The sequence below is a fragment of the Desulfacinum infernum DSM 9756 genome, from assembly GCF_900129305.1.
Taxonomy (GTDB): domain Bacteria; phylum Desulfobacterota; class Syntrophobacteria; order Syntrophobacterales; family DSM-9756; genus Desulfacinum; species Desulfacinum infernum.
On record NZ_FQVB01000016.1, the window covers coordinates 40,722 to 60,936 of the forward strand.

At 62.0% G+C, this 20,215-nt stretch carries 17 protein-coding genes; 3 read left to right on the plus strand and 14 right to left on the minus strand.

Annotated elements, in window-relative coordinates; translation table 11 throughout:
* Nucleotides 1-349: 349 nt before the first annotated feature.
* The 5 genes from BUB04_RS09160 to BUB04_RS20070 form a co-directional block, all read right to left on the minus strand.
* A complete protein-coding gene (locus BUB04_RS09160; protein WP_073038698.1) occupies nt 350-793 on the minus strand; it encodes an Hsp20/alpha crystallin family protein in 444 nt (147 codons plus the stop codon).
* A 137-nt stretch (nt 794-930) separates the two neighbouring features.
* Nucleotides 931-1,206 carry a hypothetical protein gene (locus tag BUB04_RS09165; RefSeq protein ID WP_143156428.1) on the minus strand — a complete coding sequence of 92 codons (276 nt, stop codon included), beginning with the start codon at nt 1,204-1,206 and terminating at the stop codon, nt 931-933.
* A gap of 28 nt (nt 1,207-1,234) precedes the next feature.
* Nucleotides 1,235-1,624: a hydrogenase iron-sulfur subunit gene (locus BUB04_RS09170; RefSeq protein ID WP_073038700.1), complete on the minus strand. Its 390-nt coding sequence runs from the start codon at nt 1,622-1,624 to the stop codon at nt 1,235-1,237.
* A 67-nt stretch (nt 1,625-1,691) separates the two neighbouring features.
* Complete coding sequence (locus tag BUB04_RS09175; protein WP_084076342.1) at nt 1,692-4,733, minus strand: FAD-dependent oxidoreductase; 3,042 nt, start codon at nt 4,731-4,733, stop codon at nt 1,692-1,694.
* Nucleotides 4,730-6,202: a 4Fe-4S dicluster domain-containing protein gene (locus tag BUB04_RS20070; RefSeq protein ID WP_084076343.1), complete on the minus strand. Its 1,473-nt coding sequence runs from the start codon at nt 6,200-6,202 to the stop codon at nt 4,730-4,732. Before BUB04_RS20070 ends, BUB04_RS09175 begins: the two co-directional genes overlap by 4 nt.
* A gap of 365 nt (nt 6,203-6,567) precedes the next feature.
* Between BUB04_RS20070 and BUB04_RS09185 the strand changes: the two genes are divergently transcribed.
* The gene (locus BUB04_RS09185; protein ID WP_073038701.1) at nt 6,568-8,718 is read left to right on the plus strand and encodes an AsmA family protein; all 2,151 of its coding nucleotides are present in this window, start codon (nt 6,568-6,570) and stop codon (nt 8,716-8,718) included.
* Between the two features lie 432 nt (nt 8,719-9,150).
* On the opposite strand, the gene BUB04_RS19320 is transcribed toward BUB04_RS09185, so the two are convergent.
* Complete coding sequence (locus BUB04_RS19320; RefSeq protein WP_073038702.1) at nt 9,151-11,112, minus strand: methyl-accepting chemotaxis protein; 1,962 nt, start codon at nt 11,110-11,112, stop codon at nt 9,151-9,153.
* Nucleotides 11,113-11,180: 68 nt separating this feature from the next.
* The gene (locus tag BUB04_RS09195; protein ID WP_073038739.1) at nt 11,181-11,669 is read right to left on the minus strand and encodes a chemotaxis protein CheW; all 489 of its coding nucleotides are present in this window, start codon (nt 11,667-11,669) and stop codon (nt 11,181-11,183) included.
* 227 nt (nt 11,670-11,896) lie between these two features.
* Here BUB04_RS09195 and BUB04_RS09200 point away from each other — a divergent pair, with 227 nt between their 5' ends.
* Entirely contained in the window at nt 11,897-12,322 is a 426-nt protein-coding gene (locus BUB04_RS09200) for a Crp/Fnr family transcriptional regulator (protein ID WP_073038703.1), read from the plus strand.
* Here BUB04_RS09200 and BUB04_RS09205 read toward each other — a convergent pair.
* The 5 genes from BUB04_RS09205 to BUB04_RS09225 form a co-directional block, all read right to left on the minus strand.
* Nucleotides 12,309-14,060, minus strand: a complete 1,752-nt coding sequence (locus BUB04_RS09205; protein WP_178371950.1) for an ABC transporter ATP-binding protein — start codon at nt 14,058-14,060, stop codon at nt 12,309-12,311. The genes BUB04_RS09200 and BUB04_RS09205 overlap by 14 nt on opposite strands.
* 101 nt (nt 14,061-14,161) lie before the next feature.
* Nucleotides 14,162-15,040 carry a cobalt ECF transporter T component CbiQ gene (gene cbiQ / locus BUB04_RS09210; RefSeq protein WP_073038705.1) on the minus strand — a complete coding sequence of 293 codons (879 nt, stop codon included), beginning with the start codon at nt 15,038-15,040 and terminating at the stop codon, nt 14,162-14,164.
* On the minus strand, nt 15,031-15,651 hold the full coding sequence (gene cbiM, locus BUB04_RS09215) for a cobalt transporter CbiM (protein WP_073038706.1): 621 nt from the start codon (nt 15,649-15,651) through the stop codon (nt 15,031-15,033). The genes cbiQ and cbiM overlap by 10 nt, the downstream gene beginning before the upstream one ends.
* Nucleotides 15,652-15,655: 4 nt before the next feature.
* Entirely contained in the window at nt 15,656-16,030 is a 375-nt protein-coding gene (locus BUB04_RS20450; RefSeq protein ID WP_073038707.1) for an HI_1622 family ECF transport-associated protein, read from the minus strand.
* A gap of 3 nt (nt 16,031-16,033) precedes the next feature.
* Entirely contained in the window at nt 16,034-16,426 is a 393-nt protein-coding gene (locus BUB04_RS09225; protein WP_218588412.1) for a NikL family nickel/cobalt ECF transporter subunit, read from the minus strand.
* A gap of 293 nt (nt 16,427-16,719) precedes the next feature.
* On the opposite strand from BUB04_RS09225, the gene BUB04_RS09230 reads away from it, so the two are divergent.
* Complete coding sequence (locus BUB04_RS09230; protein WP_073038708.1) at nt 16,720-18,282, plus strand: response regulator; 1,563 nt, start codon at nt 16,720-16,722, stop codon at nt 18,280-18,282.
* Between the two features lie 15 nt (nt 18,283-18,297).
* Here the strand turns inward: BUB04_RS09230 and BUB04_RS09235 are convergent, their stop codons facing one another.
* Nucleotides 18,298-18,516 carry a hypothetical protein gene (locus BUB04_RS09235; protein ID WP_073038709.1) on the minus strand — a complete coding sequence of 73 codons (219 nt, stop codon included), beginning with the start codon at nt 18,514-18,516 and terminating at the stop codon, nt 18,298-18,300.
* Between the two features lie 311 nt (nt 18,517-18,827).
* A complete protein-coding gene (locus tag BUB04_RS20075) occupies nt 18,828-20,150 on the minus strand; it encodes a HEAT repeat domain-containing protein (protein WP_084076346.1) in 1,323 nt (440 codons plus the stop codon).
* Between the last annotated feature and the right edge of the window lie 65 nt (nt 20,151-20,215).

Sequence of the window (20,215 nt, forward strand, 5' to 3'; positions counted from 1 at the left end):
GCGGTTTGGGGTTCGGTTCGTGACCGCGCAATGGACACATGGAGGCTGAACGCCGGCGGGCTCCGAGGCCACGGCTGGACCCGGGGGTGGGATCCTTGGTGCAAGACGTGGATCATGGCGATTCCAGGGCAGGTGATGGGGTCTTTGTTGGATGCGCTACGGATGGAGGCTGGATCCGCAGAAAAGGGACCCGGGCCGACGGCCACGGGGTGCCCCGCACGTTTGCCGAATCAAGGTTACATGGAGGATATCGACTGGCGACTGGAAAGACTTGAGAAAAAAATAGCGGGGTATCACCCCGCTATGGAAGGCGAGCCCCGAAGGGCTCGCATTGCTTCCCCCAAAACACTTAGTGCTTGACCTCGATCTTCTTGGGCCGAGAGCTTTCGGCCTTGGGGATCTCGATCCGGAGCACCCCGTCGCGGTAGACGGCTTCCACCCCTTCGGCCTTCACATCCACCGGCAAGGTGATGGATCGAGCAAAGGAACCGAAGCGGCGCTCAATCCTGTGATACGATTCGCCCTTCTCTTCCTTTTCCTGCTTCTTTTCGCCCTTGACCGTCAGCACGTTGTTGGCGATGCTGATGTCCAGGTCCTTCACGTCCACGCCGGGAAGATCGGCTTTGACCACGATCTTGTCGTCCGTTTCGGAGATGTCGAACGCGGGAACGATCGGCCTTTCGTCTCCCCACACGGACGGCAGCATCTCGTCGAAGAACCTGTCCATCCAGTCGAAGGCCCTCGGCCATGCCAGAAGCGACTCCCTTCTTTCACGAGGAACCAGTCCCAACATAGCCAACACCTCCTTTTATGTGTTTTATTTCGGTGGCTTGGCCACCCTTCCAATTCCGCCATAAAATTAATGCACCTTTTCCGGATGTCAAGGGCCGGGGCGCGTTGCCGGAATCGTGGGCGGCTTGAGAGGCCTTCTTAGGGCGATGGGACGCGTTCCACCGCCGACGCCTCCTGGACGATCCTCTTGTAGCGCGGCGTGTCCCGCACCTTGCGGGCAGCCGCGGCTTCCGCGTCCTCAGCGGTCAGATGGATTTCTCCGCATTCGGGGCAGGTCACGTTGAGATCATCTCCAATCATCCGCTCTCGGATTTCGTCCACGGTCATGTGGCCGATGGCTCCGCATTTCGTATCCACGCGCATGGCCCGAACACGGCCCTTGATCCTGGGTTTTTTCTCACCGGCAGCCATCACGTCTCCCTCCTTCGGGACTCTTGCTGGATCAGGTCAGGGATGCGGCGGCCTGCTCCATTTCGGCGCAGGCCTGAGCGAATCTTTCCGCTTCGGCCGAAGAACACCAGACCAGTTGGAATCGCTCCCTTTCGATTCCCATGGTTTCAAGCATCTCGGCCACGGTACTCAACCGGGCCTTCGCCCGCACGTTGCCGTCCAGGTAATGGCATTCCCCTTCCCGACAGCCCAAGACCATGACCCCGTCGGCCCCCCGCTGAAAGGCTTCCAGGACCAGGTTGGGGTGCACCATGCTGGAGCAGAGAACGCGAACGATTCGGACAGTGGGCGGATAGGACAGTCGGGCGGAGCCCGCCAAGTCGGCGGCGGCATAGGCGCACCAGTGGCAGGCAAAGGCGATGATTTTCAAGTCTCGGTCCATGGCTCCTTCCTTGCTGCGCGGTTTCGGGCTTCCCCCGGCGGCCTGCTTCTCCCGTGGCGTCGAGGGATCACGCGAGGCAGGCCCGCACCTGCGCCAGGAGCTGCTGGTAGGTGAACCCTGCCACCCGGACCCCGTCCTTGGGGCAGGTGGACTGGCACGAGCCGCAGCCCTTGCAAAGGACTGGGTTGACGCGCACGAGCTTGGGCGCGTCCTTGCCCTTCTCGCGCGGATCCCAGTCGATGGCCCCGAAGGGACAGACGTCCAGGCAGAGGGCGCATCCATCGCATTTTTCCTCCACCACGTAGGCCTTGACGGCGTCCAGGTCCTTTCGGCGGATGGAAAGCACCCCCGTGGCCCGCGCCACGGCCGCCTGAGCCTGGGCGATGGTTTCGTCCAAGGGTTTGGGATAGTGGGCCAGGCCCGCCAGAAAGAGGCCTTCGCCGGCGAAATCCACGGGGCGAAGCTTGGCGTGGGCCTCCTGGAAGAAGCCGTCCTCGTTGGTGGGAATCCGGTAGACCTGGGCCAGCTCCTTGATGTCCGGGTGCGGGACGATGGCGGTGGCCAGGATCACCACGTCGGCTCGAATGGAGACCGGCATGTGCAGGACGTGGTCCGTTACCTGAACGTAGAGTTCATTGGGTCCCAGGCGGACCACGGGCTTGTGGTGCAGCTCATAGTTGATGAAGACGACCCCCATCTCCCGGGCCTTCTTGTAGAGCTTTTCGCGGAGGCCGTAGGTTCGGATGTCCCGGTAGAGGATGGTGATCTCCCGGGACGGATCCTCTTCCTTCAGTTCGATGGCCGCCTGAATGGAGTGGGTACAGCACACGCGCGAGCAATACGGTCGCTCGGGTTCCCGGGATCCCACGCACTGGATGAAGACGAAGCTGTTGCTCTTGACCACGCGCTCGTCGCCCACCGCGTGGAGCTTGTCGAACTCCAAGGCCGTCAGCACCCTTTGGGATTCCACGTAGCCGTACTCCTGGGGCTTGTAGGCCGTGGCACCCACGGCCACGATGGCCACTCCGTGGTCCAGGATCAGCGTGGAGGCGCCCTTGCGGATGGTGGAACGGAAATTTCCCAGGTACCCTTCGGCTTTCACCACCTGGCTCTTGAGATAAACACTGATGTAGGGATGGGCCTTGACGCGATCCACCAGGGATTCCACGAAGGCAGGAACCGGCTCGCCTTTCCACGTCTGGTACAGGTGCCGGGCGTTTCCTCCCAGTTGGGAACTCTTTTCCACCAGATGGACGGGATAGCCCTGGTCGGCCATGCCGAGGGCCGCCGTCATCCCAGCCACACCGCCGCCGATGATGAGCACCGTAGGGTTGACGTTTACCCTGACGGGGGGAAGGGGCTCGGCCAGAGCCACCTTGGCCACCGCCATCCGCACCAGATCCTTGGCCTTGTCCGTGGCCGCGCGCGGATTGTGGGCGTGCACCCAGGAGGCCTGGTTGCGGATATTGGCCATCTCGAAAAGGTATTCGTTGAGGCCTGCGCTTTTCAGGGTCTCCCGGAAAAGGGGTTCATGGGATCGGGGCGTGCAGGCGGCCACGACGATCCGGTTGAGCCCCAGCTCCTGGATCCGGCGCCGCATCTGCTCCTGGCTGTCCTGGGAGCAGGCGAAGAGATTCCGCTCCACGTGGGCGACGTGGGGGAGATTTGCGGCGTAGGCGGCCAGCTGCTCCACGTCGATTACGCCGGCGATGTTGGATCCGCAATGGCAGACGAAGATCCCCACGCGGGCCTCTTCGTGGGCCACGGGTCTTTCCTGGGGAAAGTCCACGGACCGCGTCAGGCTGTTTCGGACCTCGGCCAGGTGGCCTGCGGCGGCGGCGGCGGCCGCGGAGGCCTCCACCACGGAGGTGGGGATGTCCTTGGGACCGGTGTAGGCGCCGCAGGAATAGATCCCCGGGCGGCTGGTGACCACCGGCTGAAAGGAGGAGGTTTCCAGGAATCCGTCCCCGTTCAGGGTCACACCCGCGACCTGCGCCAGGTTTCGGGTATGGGGGCTCGTTTCCATCCCCACCGAAAGTACCACCAGGTCGAAGGTTTCCTTGGCCTGCTTCCCCTCATTGGTGACGTAGCGAAAGTAGAGTCTCTGGCAGTCCCCGACGGGCTCCAGGGAATGAACGCGGCACCGGTTGAAGCGCACCCCCATCTGGCGCGCCTTTTCGTAATAGCGCTCGAAATCCTTTCCCGGCGTGCGCATGTCCACGAAAAAGACGGCCACGTCCACATCCGGCCCGGCTTCCTTGGCGAGCATGGCTTCCTTGAGGGCCGACATGCAGCAGACGGCGGAACAATAGGCGTGCCCGCACTTGTTCTCATCGCGGCTTCCCACGCACTGGAGGAAGGCGATCTTTCGAACGGGACGCCCGTCCGACGGCCGGATCAGCCGGCCCTGGGTGGGGCCTGACGTGGACAGGTAGCGCTCGAATTCCAACGAGGTGATCACATTGGGAAAGATCCCATAGCCCCACGTGCGGATCCCTTGGGGATCGAAGGGCCGAAACCCGGGCGCCAGGATGATCGAACCCACCTCCACGGAAAGGCTCTGTTCGCGATCGTCAAAGCGCACGGCCCCGGCCGGGCAGGCCTTCTCACAAGCGCCGCACGTGCCCTCTTTCAGTTTCAGGCACGCATCGGGGTCGATCTGGTATTTGAGGGGAACCGCCTGGGGATAGCGGATATGGACGGCCTTGCGCGTGGTAACCCCGCCGTTGAACTCGTCGGCCACCTCCCTCGGGCAGACGCGGGCGCATTCACCGCAGGCGATGCACCGTTCGGCGTCCACGTACCGGGGCCGACGGCGCAGGGTCACCCGAAACCGGCCGATGTCCCCTTCCACCCGCTCCACGTCCGTGAGCGTCATGAGCTCGATATTCAAGTGCCGACCGCACTCGACCACCTTGGGCGCGAGAATTCACATGGAGCATTCATTGCCGGGGAAGGTCTTGTCCAGCTGAGCCATGGTGCCGCCGATGGCCCCCCGGTGCTCCACCAGATAGACGAAAAAACCGCTGTCAGCCAGATCCAAGGCCGCCTGGATGCCGGCGATACCGCCTCCCACCACCAGGACGGCCCCCACCTTTTGGTGCATCATACGGACACTCCACGGATCCTCCGGCCCGGCATCACCAGGGATTCGGCCAGAAGTTCCCACAAATAGACCACATCCACGTCCAGATCGTATTCCTTACACAGACTCTTTTTGAGCTGATCGCGGCAGTTGTGGCAGCTCACCACCACCCGCTTGGCCCCGCAGTTGCGAATCTGGCGGGCCTTGAACCTTCCATGGAAAACCCGTTCTTCGTGGAACGGCAGGGACCAGACCCCGCCCCCGGCCCCGCAGCAGTAGTTGCCCTCCCGATTGGGGTACATCTCCACCACATCCGCACAGCATTGGCGGATGATCCAACGGCCCTCTTCGAAATATCCCCGGCCGAAGGCCTTGAGGGACCGGCGCCCGTAATGGCAGGAGTCGTGAAAGGTGGTGGTTTCGGGGCGAAGGGACCGGTCCAGCTGAAGGCGGCCTTCCTTGAGGTAGCCCATGAGCAGGTCGAAGATGGAGATGACCTGGAAATTCTTGAGGTCTTCCTTGAACCATCGCTGCAACCCGGCCCGGGTCGCAAAGTAGGCGTGGCCTCACAGGGGCAGAAGCAGGGTCCGACACTGCAGCCGGTACATGTTATCCACCAGATTGGCCACCATGGCCTTCATGACCTCGTCGTCGCCCGTAAAATACCCCCAGTTGAGGCCCTCCCAGTTCTCCGTGGGCAGCGTCCACGATTCCCTGGCGGCATAAAGAATCTTCCACAAGAATTTCATGTCGTCCGGGTCGGCGAAGGGCTCCTTGGAATTGACCGTGACCAGCAGTCGTGCTCCCTTCACGTCCAGGGGAACCTGAAACCCGCTCCAGCCCTCTTCCACCAGTTCGTCCGCCAGATCCAGGCAGAGTGCCACGAAATCCTCCCGGGGGATGCCCAGGTTGTTTCCGGTCTGCAGGAAGGTCTGCACCCCCCGTTGCAGGGCGCCGGGAACCAGGTCCCTGGGCTTCCTTCCCCGAACAGCGCGGACCAGGGAGACAATCTCCACGTTCATGGGGCACGCTTCCTCGCACTTGCCGCACAGCGTACATTTCCATACCCAATCCGATTCCAGGAGCTCCTTTTCGAGTCCCAGCACGGCCATGCGCACCACCTTGCGCGGATCCATGCCGTCCACGGCCGAGATGGGACAGGCGCTGGCGCAGCTTCCGCACGTGAGGCACACATCCGCCCACTGGGGAGACTCTCGGAAAAGGCCCGTTCGGGGGCCCAGCTCCGCCAGGGGGCCTTCAAGTTCCTTGGATTCACGACCTTCGTCGTTTTTCATGGGGACGCGGCGCACCTCGATGGTGTCCGGGTCCAGGCCGAAGGCGTGGCACAGCTTATGGAATTCCTCTTCCTTGATGAGATACCTCTTGCCCGGCACGCTGCGGGCGGGTAGTTTTCCGCTGCGGATCCAGTTGCGGATGGTGTTTCGGTGAACGCCCAGTTGTTCGGCCAGCCGGCCGATTTGGACCACAATCATCGTCGTCTCCCGTCCATGCGGGGGCGGCCCCCGCCCTGCGGACCTTGTGTCCGCGATGGCATAGTCCGTCGCGCGTTGTGCATCTTGTGCATCGAACCCCTACTAGCCCTTCCCGGCACTTTTGTCAAATCAAATCGAGGTTTCCAGACCCCTTCCTCTCAACGCGGAAGGGGGTGCAGTGCCTCCCTTCTGGGCCCCTTGAACCAACTGTGCTATCCTGCCAGCAGGAACGAAGGCTCCATCGCCCCTCTTCCCACCGGCGATGGACAAAAGTTTCACCGGAATACGCAAGGATAATGGGGGACGAACGGGACCGTTCGCGACGTTCCCGGTAAGAGCTGGCAGGATCCTCCAGGGAGGTCGCCATGAGATGGGCAGGGCTTGGAAAGTGGTTCGGCACCGGCGTCGCGGTGCTCATCGTCCTGGTGATTGCGGCGATCCTGGCCGCCACCATCCTGATCGATCCCAACGATTACAAGAGGCCGATTCAGGACGCGGTGCTGGAACGCACCGGAAGGGAGTTGCACCTGGAAGGGGATCTCGCCCTTTCGGTCTTCCCCTGGGTTGGTGTGGAGATGAAGAACGCCTGGCTCAACAATCCGGACGACTTCGGGGAAGGCCCCTTTGCCAGGATCGATCGGGCGGCCGTGAAGGTGAAGCTCCTCCCGCTGCTGCAAAAACGGGTGGAGGTGGCCACGGTCGTGCTGGACGGTCTGAGTCTGCGCTTGGTTCGACGGGCCGATGGACGCACCAACTGGGAAGATCTTGTCTCAATGAAGTCGGCACCACGTGGGAAAGTCCCCTCGGAGCGGCCCGAGGAACCGGCCTCCGGCGGTCCCCTGCCCTGGGTGAGCGTCTCGGGGCTGCGCCTGTCCAACGCCCGCTTGGAATGGAAAGATGAGATGGCGGGGAGCAGATTGACTCTTTCTGACATTTCCCTTTCCACCGACGCCATGGAGCCGGCAGTGCCCTTTCCTTTGGATCTGAGCTTCCGGTTCGATGGCGAGAAACCGCGGCTCCGGGGAAATTTCAAACTGGACCTGCAGGCCCGGCTGGATCCGGCGGCGCAGCGATGGGCCGTGGACCGCGGGCGGTTGTCCCTGTCGTTGGACGAAGCGGACTTCATCCGGGAGGCGGTCTCTGCTGTGGTGGATGTCCAAGGACGGGGCTCTTTCAGGGGCGACTCCCTTGAGATCCCTTCACTGGTGCTTACGCTGCCGGGCCTGCGAGCGGAAGGGCGGCTGGCGGTGCAAGAAGAGTCCGGAACTCTTGGGTTTTCTGGAGAATTGGCGGCAAAGCCCATTGACCCGAGAAGGCTCCTGCAACTGCTGCGCCCCGAACTGCTCGAGGCTCTCCCCCAAGGGGCCTTCAGCCAGGCAAGCGTCGCGTTTCGGTTTTCCGGCACGCCCCATGCGCTGAAGATCCCCGAACTCCGGGCGGTCCTGGACCGCTCCCAACTGAACGCCCAGGTGGACCTTTCGAGCCTCCGTCCGGCCATGGGAACCTTCCAAGTGAATGTCAATGAACTGGATCTGGACCGGTTCCTTCCGGCAGCTTCCGCACCGGCGGAAACGAAGGAGGCCTCCTCTTCTCCCCTCCAGACCGGAAAATCTTCCAAGAAGTCGTCCGGGAGGGATCCTGCGCCCGTCATACCGCCGAAGATCGATGTGAGCGGAACCGTGGCCGTCGACTGGCTGAAGGCTGCCAAGCTGACCTTGTCCCAGGTGAAAGCCTTCATAGCCGTAAAAAACGGCCGCCTGGCCGTGCAGCCCTTCCAGGCGGCTCTCTACGGCGGGAGTCTCACGGGGACGTTGGGCCTTTCGGCCGACGGACAAGGGCCACGCGGGGATATTTCCTACGATCTTACGAATGTGGCCATCGGCGCGCTTCTAAGGGACCTTCAGGGAAAGGAATCTCTTACGGGCACAGCCGCGGTCAAGGGACGGACCGCCTTTGCGGGGGCCAATGCCGATGCCGTCAAACGATCTCTTTCCGGGACGACCCATGTGCGCGTGACCGATGGAAGCTACAAGGGCGTCAACATCCCCCGGATGATTCGGGAAGCCAAGGCCGCCGTTCAGGGCCGGAAACTTGAGCCTGGTGAGGAGGAAGCGGCGACGGATTTCACGGAACTGACCGCCACCTTGGTTATGAAAAGCGGCGTGGTCCGAAACGACGATCTTTCCGCCAAATCGCCCTACCTGAGACTTGAGGGGCGGGGCACGGTGGATCTCCCGGCGGAGGCCATCGACTACCTGCTCACCACCACCTTGGTCGCCGTCCCGCGCGGCCAGAGCGGTGAAGACCTAAAGGATCTCATGGGGGTTCCCATTCCCATTCGGATCCACGGGCCGCTGGGGAAGCCCCGCTACGCGCTGGACATGAAGGCGGTCCTGGAGGCTGCGGCCAGAGGAAAGGTTCGGGAGAAGGTGGAAGCCGTGGAGGAAAAGTTGAAAGAAAAGCTGGAGGAGAAGGTTCCCGGGCTGAAAGGCCTCGATCTGAAAAAACTGTTCTAGGAGTCTGCCCGAGAATGTTTTTCCGGCTTGAAAGGCCGGGATCCCCCCTCTCATCGTAGCCTCGGGGCTTCAGCCCCAGGGAAAGGGCCATCGTAACCCCTTGAAGTCGCAGGCCGTATGTGATGGCCTATGCGACGACCGGGGGTTCCTCCGCAGCCCTAAAGGGCTACACTACGAGAAGGGAGGTTGTCCGCTACCAGAAGCGCTTGATTTCGGCTGTTGTATCGGCTTGGACCTGGAAGCCCGTCGCTCCCGCGGACGCGGGAGCCGATCATGAGCCGAAAGCATCCGGATTCCCGCCTTCGATCGGTCGAGGCATGAGTGTTGAAAACAGGTGGGGGCGGTTCGCGAACCGCCCCCACATGGAACAATCACCGCCGACAGGAATCCTTGGTTCCGCGGGGCTGACGCCCGGCGGCCCTCCTTCTTGGGCTAGAATTCCGAGAAGTCGTCGTCGAAGGGAATGAGTTCCTCGGGTTTGACCTGGGCCGGAACCTTCTCGGGAACGAAGGGGCGTTTGCCACCGTTGCCTTTGGTCTTCTCCTTGGCCTGTCCTCCGGGCTGGGCATCTCCCTTTGCCGAAAGCCTGCGTTGGGAAACTCGCCTCTCGACGCTCCCTGTTTCGGCGCGGAAGCCCACCATGTCGGCCAGGGTCTGGACGAAGTGGCGCATCTGTTCGGCCTGGGCGTTGAGCTCCTCGGCGGCGGAGGCGGATTCTTCCGCCGTGGCTGCGTTGCGCTGCACGACCTTGTCCATCTCCGACACGGCTCGGTTCACCTGGCCGATGCCCTCGGCCTGCTCGCTGGAAGCGGCCGCGATCTCACCCACCAGCTCTCCGATCTTGGTGGAGCCTTCCGCCACCTTACCGAAGGCCTCGTTGGCGTCCTTGAGAATGCTCTCTCCATCGGACACCTTCTTCACCGTATCTTCGATGAGCTGCGCCGTATTTTTGGCCGCTTCGGCGGACCGCATGGCGAGGTTTCGGACCTCGTCGGCCACCACGGCGAACCCGGCCCCCGCTTCCCCGGCCCGGGCCGCCTCAACGGCGGCGTTCAGGGCCAGCAGATTGGTCTGGAAGGCGATCTCGTCGATGGTCTTGATGATCTTCTGGGTTTCAGCGCTGGCCTGGGAGATCTGGCCCATGGACTGGGTGAGGGCCTGCATGGACTGGCGCGCTTCGGCGATGTCCTTGGCCGAGGCTTTGACGATGGAGTCGGCCTGCTTGGCGTTGTCGGCGTTTTGCCGGGTCATGGAGGACATCTCCTCCAGGGCGGAAGATGTCTCTTCCAGCGAGGCTGCCTGCTCGGAGGACCCTTCTGCAAGCTGCTGACTTGCGGAGGACACCTGGGAAGAGGCGGCCGCCACCTGGTCGGCTCCCTCCGTAAGCCCTTCCACCGCCACCAGAATCGGTTTGCTGATCTTTCTGGAGAAAAGGAAGAACACAACCAGGGTGATCAAGACGGCCACGCCGCTGATGCCCCCTACGGTCCAGGCCATGGCGCGGACCGGTTCCAGGAATTCGCTCTTTGTCTGGGTGATCCCCACCATCCAGCCGTTGATGCCCACCGGAGCGTAACCGCTGATCTTGTCGTCGCCTTTGTATTGATACTCCACGACGCCCGCCTTCCCGGAGTCCATGGCGGCCGCCAAGGATTCCAGGCCGGCCACCTTATGCAGGTTCAGCTTGAAGATGAGGTCTTTGTTGGGGTGGGCGATAATCGTGCCCTCCTTGTCGGTCATGTAGGCGTAACCGGTGGTGCCGACCTTGGTGTTGCTGACGGTATCCGTCAGAAAGCCGATTTTGAGGGACGTTCCCAGGATCCCCAGGAACCGGCCGTCCTTGTTTAGCAGGGGCACACAGATGACCGCGACGGGCTCGTTGGTGATCTTCGAGACGATGACGTCTCCGATCACGGCCTTGCCGGTTTCCCTGGCTCGTTTGAAATAATCGCGATCCTTGATCTGGACCCCGGGATAAACTTTCGTGTTTCCGTCATGGAGCACCCCGCCGTAAAGGAGCCCGGAGGCATCGGAAAGGAAGATCCCTTCGTAGTCTTGTCCAGCGGAGCGCATGATGGAAATGAGCCCCTCGTTCGCCTTCTGTACGGCCTCTTGTGCTCCTTCCGCTCCCTGAGCCGACACGAGCTCCGCGGCATCAACGACGGAGCGAAGGCTGGCGATGGCCTTGGCCTTTTGCACCTCTTCTTCCAGCACCATACGGACCAAGGTGGCCAGTTGTTCGGATTGTCGCTGGGAATTGTCCTTGCCCAGTCGGTTGAGGGCATGCGAGGACTTCCAGACGGAAACGGCACTGGTCGCAAGAAGGGAGGCCAAGACGATGGTCCCCCCGATGAACATCAATTTCTGGGTGAGGGTCAGTTTTTTGCCTTTCATGGCTTGTCTCTCCAACGCCGGTCCTTTCCGGTTCTTATGGGGGTGCCTGGTCATTTGTGGGAAACGCATCAGATTGTTTTTTCCAGCGCCTGCATTTCCTGGCCGGTGAGGACCTTGTCGATATCCAGAAGGATCTTGACCGAATCCCCGGCCTTCGCCATGCCGAGAATATATTCCGTGGACAGACGGGCACCGAAGGCGGGCGCGTCTTCGATGTCCTCATCCTTGATGTTGACCACCTCGGAGACGGAATCGACCACAAGCCCCATCATGATGTAGGAAGCCGTGGTCCCGCTGGTTTCCACCACGATGATGCAGGTGCGTTCATTATAGTCGATGGCCTCCATTCCGAACTTCAATCGCAGGTCGATCACGGGGATCACCTTGCCGCGCAGGTTGATGACCCCCTTGACGAAGTGGGGCGTCTGCGGCACGGGTGTGATGGGCATCATGCCGATGATTTCCTTCACCTTGAGGATTCCGATCCCGTACTCCTCGTTGGCCAGGGAAAAGGTCAGGTACTTGCCTTCCCTTGACATCTCTTCGTCGTGCATCATCACCGCTGCGTTTTGAACCGACACGATCGTCCTCCTTTCCGATCCAATGGAAATGCGCATCGAGCCTTGTTTCACTCCATTCCATACCTCCCGACGGACCCGCAGGCCGCGATTTTAGCTCCCGGTCTGCCCTTTCGCTCTTCGCAATTCCTATCGGCTCCATGGGGTATAAACTTGAATACAAAAATGGGGAGGTTAGAATTCTTTATTCAAAAAGGAGGTGTCCCATGATTGTCCAGGAAGTGGATCTGTTCCGAAGGATCCCGTCCCATGTTATCGACGAGATTGCCTCCCTTGCCGAGGAGATGCAGCCGGCTGCCGGTACCGTGCTCTTCAGGGAGGGGGATTTCGCCGAGAAACTCTATGTATTGGTGGGTGGGCGGGTGGATCTCACGGTGGGCGCGGAGCGCACGATCACCTTTCCGGTGGAGCGGGAGCAGTCGGTCTTCGGGTGGTCTGCCCTGGTGGAACCTCGGCGCTACACGGCAACGGCCACCTGTGCCGGGGACACCACGGTGCTGTGCATCGACGGCGATCGGCTCATGCGCGTCTTCGCCAAGCATCCCCAGGAAGGCCTGATCGTGATGCAGAGACTTGCGGGGCTCATTGCCCAGAGGCTCCAGGCAAGTTACCGGGCCCTCACAGGCCGTTGAAGGGCGCGCCTTTGCCGTCCGCGGTTTCTGACGCGGTCTCCTGCAAATGCTGAATCTCTCGACAGCAGCGGTTGTAGTAGGTGAAATCCAGCCCGTAGAGGGAGTGGAGGTTCTCGTCCTTGAGAAATCTCCAAGTGGGCACATCTCGGACGATCTTTCCCCGATGCAGGAGGATCGTGCGGTCCGTCAACATAGACACGAAGCAGATGTCGTGGCTGATGAGCAGGATGGTGGCCTCCACCTCGTCCAGAAGTTTGAGGAGGTTCTCCTCGGCTTGCGGATCGAGGCCGGCGGTGGGCTCATCCAGGATGAGCACGTCCGGTTCCATGGCCAGCACCGACGCCAGGGCCAGCCTTTTGCGCTCCCCTCCGCTCAGATGCTGGGGCACGCGATTCTCCAGATCCCCCAAACCAGCCCAGCGGAGCATGGCTCGGACCTTCTGGTGGACCTTCGATTCCGGCCAGCCCAGATTGCGAAGGCCGAAGGCCACCTCGTCGTAGCATCGGGAGCAGACCGTCTGATCGGCGGAGTCCTGAAACAACAGGCCCACATGCCGCCACAGTTCCCGGCGCCGCCTGTTGTCCACGATCTTCCCGTCAAAGCGATAACGGCCGGATCCCGATCGGATTCCCGCCAAACAGGCGGCCAGTGTGGATTTTCCAGCCCCGTTGGGCCCCACCAAAGCCACCCGTTCGCCCCGACGCACCTGGAGCGAGACGTCCCGCAGGGCAACCGCGCCGTCTTTGTACCGATAGGTGTACTGGTGAAGTTCCAGTATGGGAGGTTGCTCAGGCCGTTGGCAGGCATCCGAGCCCGCCTCCCCGGCCGAGACCCGGCAGACATGCGCGGATCGGGCCGGAGGGAGTGAAGACGACGGGTCGTTTGCTGTTGACCGCACCGGGCTCCGCCCGGCGCCTACATGCCGTCCGGGGGAGTCGCAACAACGAAACCGGAAGGTGAAGTCGAGACCGTGTTCCTGGAGCGAGCGGCGGTGGGAAATGAGAGCCTCGAAGGATGTATCGTGGTGAAGACATCCGTCCTGAAGGACCACGGCACGGGTGCAGAGTCCATAGAGGAAGAGCAGATCGTGGCTGATGCAGATGAGGGTTCCCGCATAGCCTTTCAGGACCTGGGCCAGCAGGTCTTCGCTGGCCGGGTCCAGGTTGGCGGTGGGTTCGTCCAAAATGAGCACCGATGGATAGAGGGCCAGGACCGCAGCCAGCGCGGCCCTTTTACGCTGCCCGTAACTCAGGTGATGGGGGGCCTTGTGGGCCGTGTCCTCCAGGCCCAACTGAGCGAGCGCGCCCAGGGCCCGCTGCGCGGCCCCCTCGGGCGGCGTCTGGAAGTTGATCAGGCCGAAGAGGACATCGTCCAGTACGCTGGTGCAGAAAAGCTGGTCGTCAGGATCCTGGAAGAGAAAGCCGACCTTTTTGCGTAGGTGCCCCAGACGGTGGGGTTCCAGCGGAGCCTCTTCGAAGAGGACCCGACCGCGCGCGGGCCGGGCGAGACCCGACAGGACCCGGGCGAGAGTGGTCTTCCCGGACCCGTTGTGGCCCAACAGCGCAATGCGGTCGCCTTCATGGATGCATAAATTGATGCCACGTAGCGCCCGGTTTCCGTTGGGGTACGTGTAGTCCACCCCCTCGAGCCGGTAGACGCACGATGCGGACTGCTGGGGACGGTGGATTGGAATGGCTTGAAGATGCACGCAGGGCGATCCTTGTCTGTCCGTGTTCATTCGTGGCTCTTGCGAACTTTCCCGAGGAACGCCTGCGCCCGGTGCCACGAAGCCGGGAGAACGTTCCGCGGGGACGATGGACATGATCACACAGTCGATCCCTACCGGAACACGCCGGAGAACGGAAGGGTTTCGTATCGGTCCAGAAGCAACACGGCGACACCGCCCAGGACCCAGCCCGCTCCCAGGGCCCAGTCCAGCGGTGTGGAGCGGAAGGATTCCCGGGTCGGGAATCGGCCGGTAAAGCCGCGGCACAGCATGGCCTCGTGCACGCGTTCCGTTCTTTCGAGGCTGCGAACGAAAAGCATGCCGAGGAAATTGCCCAGGATGTGGATCGTGCGGCGATTGGTGCCGGGCCGGAATCCGCGCACGTTCATGCCAACCCAGAGGCGGCTCATCTCATGCCGAAAGACAAAGACGTAGCGGTACATGATGAGCAGCATCTGGCAGAGGGGGTCGGGTACTCCCAATCGGGCCAGGGCGTTGACCGTTCGGGGAAACGGGCTCGTTCGAAGTAGAGGTTCCATGAGAAGTGCCACGCTCATGGCCTTGGCCGCCACCAAGGCGGCCACCGAAAATCCCCGGAAATTGATTTGGATCCATGTCCCGTGGCCCAATGTGGCCACCTGGTCTCCGGGCAGTACCGGCACGGTCAACGGCAGGACGACAAAGAACATGGCAAGAAAAGCGGCCATGGCGGCAATCCGACGGGCCGCAAGTCTCCAAGGGGTTCCGGCGACCATCAGAGCCGACGCGGAAACGGCGCAACACAGGAGCGCTGTGCCCACCGTGCCGACGGAGGCGGCGCAGAAGGAGAAAAGGAGAAGAGAAGCGATCTTGATGCGAGGGTCCCAACGATGAAAGAGGGTCTGACGCCGGCCTTCCTCCACCCCCGGCAACTCCGGGACAGCCCAGAGTTCCTGCTCTCCCCTGCTCCGCGACCGGGAGGTTTCACTTGTTTTCCCGAGCTTCATCTCCATTCCGCCTTCCAGGCCCCCTGAGTGATGAGCTCCGGCTTGACCCTGCCGACGAAGGCCAGCACCGAAGCCGTGACCAAGGCTTCCACGACGACCACAGGCACATGGGCCGCCAGGGCGATCTTCGCCACTCCAAAGAAATCCTCACCCCCCAAGGCCAGCAACATGGCCAGGCCACAGGCGGCCACGGCCACGGCTGTTCCGGACGCCATAGCGCCTGCCAAAATCCGAACGCGATCCGGGGAGTTCCGAAAACGGGTGAAAAATGCTCCGGAGAGCCAGGCAGGCAGTCCCATCATCAGGGCGTTGGCGCCCAGTGCCGTGAGCCCTCCAAATTGAAAGAGAAGACATTGGAGCAGCAGCCCCAGAAACACAGCCAAAAAGGCGCTCCATCCTAGGAGGATCCCCACGAGGCCTGGCAGCAGCAAGTGGACGCTGGTGGGGCCCAGGGGCACGTGCACCAAGGAGGCCACGAAGAAAGCGGAGGTCATGACCGCCACCTTGGGAAGGTCCTGCGCTCGGGTCTTCCGAAGGCTGAGGGACAGACAGCCGGCACTCAATGCGTAGCACGCCAGGGCCACCTTGGTGGGAAGAACTCCGTCGGCGATATGCATGATTTCAACTCCCTCCGTCCGGACGCTTGCGGGACAGAACGAAGGCCGCCGCGCCGAAGATCCCCAGGATATAGCCGATGCCGCCCAGAACATCCCTGAGGGTCGGCTTATCCCTGGAGGCACGAAGTCGAGCCAGTTCGCGCTTGATCTGGCGAAGTTCCTGGGAGGTCTCCTGTTGATGTTGCTGAAGTATGCTCAGAACTTGTGTACAGGCAGGCGCCTGGGAGTGTACGATAGCGTTTGAGCCTGCTTGTTCCGTGGGGGTCCCGACCCTTCGAGCCGTCTCCTCTGCGGCGTTCGCTGAAAGGTCCGCGAAAAAGGAAAGCATGGCTAAGGTCAGCAACACGAGCAGCTTTGCGTCTAGGGATGCCCGGCTCATCGGCTATTTGCTCCAGTCCTCTTTTTTCAAGGTGTAGGTGGCCTTGTGCCCCATGGACGCGTTCACCTCGATGGTGAGATCGCATGCCGTGCCCGGTGCGTCAAACTGAAAAAGGCCCTGGTTGTCTGTTTTGCCCTCCGCCACCGTCTTTCCATGCGTTCCGAAAACCACCACGGCAGCCTCGGCCGCAGGGGATCCATCCGGAAAATAGCTTTCCACGTAGACGGTCCGCCCTTCCACATAGGCAAACACGTTAACCTTGTGGGCCAAGGCCGTCCCGGCCAAAAGAAAGGTCGCCGCCGTCCAGACGACGATTAGCCAACGGCCCGAAAGGCTTCTCCTGTCTCCGACCGTTTCCTTCCACCATCGCGCCCCTCGTCCTGCCTTTCTTCTCATGATTGATCTCCTCCACTTGCGAGCGGAAAAAAAAGAGGCCGACACCGAACCCATTCGATGCCGGCCTTCGTGGCCTTATTGCCTTTTCTGGGGAAAGCACCCCCAGGGTCGGAGCCCTCGGGGCGTTGAGCCGGAAACCCCCTTCTTGGAGGCAGTACCGCCTGTATCAGTAGCAAAGAGCGAACAGGAATTCAAGCCCCGACGCCCTTCCGGCACTTGCGAAATGTGTCGCAGGCGATTATAAGAGCTCATCCGCAAGGGGGACCCGGCCACCGCATTGTCAAGAGTGCACCATGATCAAGCGTAACCTCAAGGATTCACCCCATGGGCCCATCCTCGTAGTGGAGACGGGACCGGCGTTCGATCCGGCGACTTGGCGCATCTTGCACGAGGAATGCGGTCCGGCCCTCAAGGGCCCTGTGCGCACCTCTTCGGAAATCAAGCGGGCCATGGAAGAGTTCCATCCGGAACTTTTACTGGTTGATGCGCCCCCGGGATGGAATCCTTCTGCTCTGCGCGCATCCTTGGGGGGCGAATCCGGACCTTCCCCACCGTTGGTACTCCTGGGTTGTCCCGAGGATGCGGGCTTTCCCGAAAAGGTACTGGAAAGCGGCGCCGAGGGATGGGTCTTCAAACCGCCTCGACCGCGGGAAGTGGCCTTGGTGGCAGAGCATATCCGCCGGCGCAGGAACGCCCTTTCCCTGGCACTCAACAGGGTGAAGATCCAGGGCATGAGCGCGCTTGCGGCCGCCTTCGCGCAGAATTGGACCCATGCCCTTTCCCACATCCTGGACCGGGTGAGTCGCGCGCGGGCAGTCTGCACAGGGCAAAATGTCGTGGAGAACCTCCTGGGCGATGCGTATCGGGCGGCCGTTGAGGCCGAGAGCCTTGTACGGGGCTTTCTCTCCCTGCCCGCGCAAGGCGATCTGAGCCCCGAGCCCCTGGACTTGTCGGCAGCCGTCCAGGAAGTGTGTGCCCATGTGTTTCAGGGCCCGCGGACGCCCACGGCGGACATCTCCGTGGGATGCCATCTGATGCGGGTACTGGCCGATCGAGACGCCTTGCGAACGGTGCTGGAAACCGTTCTGCAAGAAACGGGATCCACGCCCGATCGCGCCGGAGTGGTGCGTATCGGGCTGAAAAACATTCGCATCCCGCATGGTGGACCGTTGTGGGAAGTCCTGCCGTCGGGGCAGTACGTCAGGATGGAGCTGGAGGGCTGCGGTGCGGAAGGCCGGACCGGAACCCGACGCACCACACTTCACCCGGATGCCCATACGGCGCCCCCTGGTGCTCACGGGGGTCTAAACATGGAAATGTTCCAGGCACTGGCCTTGGTCCACGCGCAGGGCGGCCACCTTGACCTTAAACCGCGGCCTGGGGGCGGAACGGTGGTGACGATCTACCTACCTGCCGCGGTTTCGAGCCGGGAGCCAAGCCGGCGCAGGCTCCGAGCCCCGGGGCCTACGCGGGCGCGGATTCTGGCCATGGACGACGAGCCGATGCTTCGCCAGCTGGCGGAGGCCGTCCTGAATCACTTGGGCTATGAGTGCGACACGGCCGCCCACGGTCAAGAAGCTCTCATGCTGTACAAACGCGCGCTGGATGCAGGCCGGCGATACGACATGGTGGTTCTGGATCTCACCGTGAAAGGGGGGCTGGGAGGCATTCCCACCATGGCTCAGCTACTTGCCATCGATCCACAAGTGAAGGCGGTCATTTATACCGGATATTCAGAAGACCCGATTTTCCAAAATTATCGCCTGCACGGTTTCAAAGGAGCCATGCGAAAGCCCTATTCCGTAAAGGAAATGGCGGTCATGGTTCGCCGCATCCTCGGAAGAAGCGAGCACTGATCCTGGATTTTGCTCTCACTCGTTCATCTGCGGCCAAGGACGCTCTTCCGACTCCTCCACATAGTAGCAGAACCGGTCCCACTCAACCTCTCGGAGACTTACGGGACAGCGAAGGCGAACCTTCCGCTCCGTGACCTCCACCACCTCCCAGTCACCGCTGCGCGGACCGCCTTCGATGGAGATCTTCTGGCCCGGCGCCAGCGGGTAGGGACGAAAGACGACAACGCCTGCCATGGTTTCCCTCACCGCGATGGATTTACCCCTTGGTCTGCCGCTGAGCATCAGCCCCGCAGAGAGGCACATTGGGAAGCCGCCCAAGCACTCGAACGCGTCCGCCGGCCGCCTTCCAGCCGATGGCTTCCTTTCGCAGCCCGGGAGGGCTGCACTACGAGAGAGGCGGCGCTTGCGCGGTGTGTTCATTGTACATGCTCGTCATCCCGGCGGAAACGAGGACCAAACATTTCCGGCAGGCCCCAGCCTCCCACTCCCCGTTCGATAGGCGACCGAGCTCGAGGCGTGCTGTTCCGGGGGGGTCGAACAAGCAACTATGCCCCGGTCTTTTCCCTTTCCGAAAGGATGTCCTGGATGGCCCCTTCGATTTTGCTCAAGGCTCCCAGCCGTTCCTTGGCCTTTTCCAGGTAGGGAAGGGCCTGGGGATTCTTGTGGCGCCCGAGGGCCTGGGCCGCCCAGTTCACCACATAAGGGCTCTCGTGCTCCGTCAGCTGAGCCAGCAGGGAGAAGCTCTCCTCTGTGGGAACGGCGCCGAGAACCATGATGAGTCCCACCTTGAGTTCATCGAACGCGGCATTTTCCGAAAGCACTTGGGCGATGACGGGAACCGCCTTCTCGCCCATGGCTTCCAGCTGTTTGAGGCACATCTGGGCGAAATAGGGGAACCGGAACATGGAAAGCTCGGCCAGGAGCCGCGGTACCGCTTCGTGGGAAAAGGACGCCAGCAGGTCCGGAACGAAGAGGCTGGCCCAGGAAAACGTGTAGCACAGGGGCAGCAGGTGGGGGATCATGTCCGGGCCCGCTTGCCTGATCTCGACCAGGACCGGCTCCAGGGCCCGGCGCCTGGTCTCCACGCCTTCCGCATCCCGTTGGGGAAACCGTTTCATGTCGTTGGCCAGCTTGAGCTTGCCTGCCAGGCGATCCAGGCGGTCGTCCCCCGTTCGGGGGAATTCCTGTTCGTAGGCCCGGGCGCGCTGGGCGATCCAGAACTTTTCCAGCCAGGTGGCCGGAGAGTAGAAGTGCACCAGCTCCTTCCGCTCCAGGCCCTCCCGCTTGTGATAGCCGTTTTCCTGGAAGAAATCCTTCTCCTCCACCGCCACCTGCCAGCGGGTTCGGGCCCTGTAGAAGGCGGTGTCGTAATCGCCGGTGGCCAGGCAGGCGGTCACCAGGATGTCGTGGAGCCGGTCGTCTTCCGGATAAACCTCCAGGAGCCGCTCGGCGTGGTGGCGTGCCTTGTCGTAGGATCCTTCCAGCAGATGGCTGAATCCCTTTTCCACATCTTTTTGGAGTTTCTCCCGGCGCTTGGCCCTTTCCTCCATCTGCTGAAGTTCGTCCTTGGGGAGTGCCTTTCGGGCCTCTTCGTGGTGCGGAAGGCAGCACTTCTTATATTTCTTGCCCGAGCCGCACGGACATGGCTCGTTTCGTCCCACCCGTTTCACGATCAGGTGGTCCGCCAGGGCCATCTGGCGACGCGAGGTCTTGTAGTCCTCGATGAGTTTGTCCAGATCCTGATCCCGAAGGCCGTAGCGGGCGAGCACGGTGTCGCGATGGACCCCCTGCATGATGTCGTAGACGGGTTGCCACGGGTTGCCGGAGGCCGAAGGGGAAGTGCCGGGGGTGGAACTAGAACCGCTCATGGAACGTCCTTTCTGTGAGTGGCGATTTGAATCACGAAAGTCTGCCGCAAGGCATCGGATCTCTA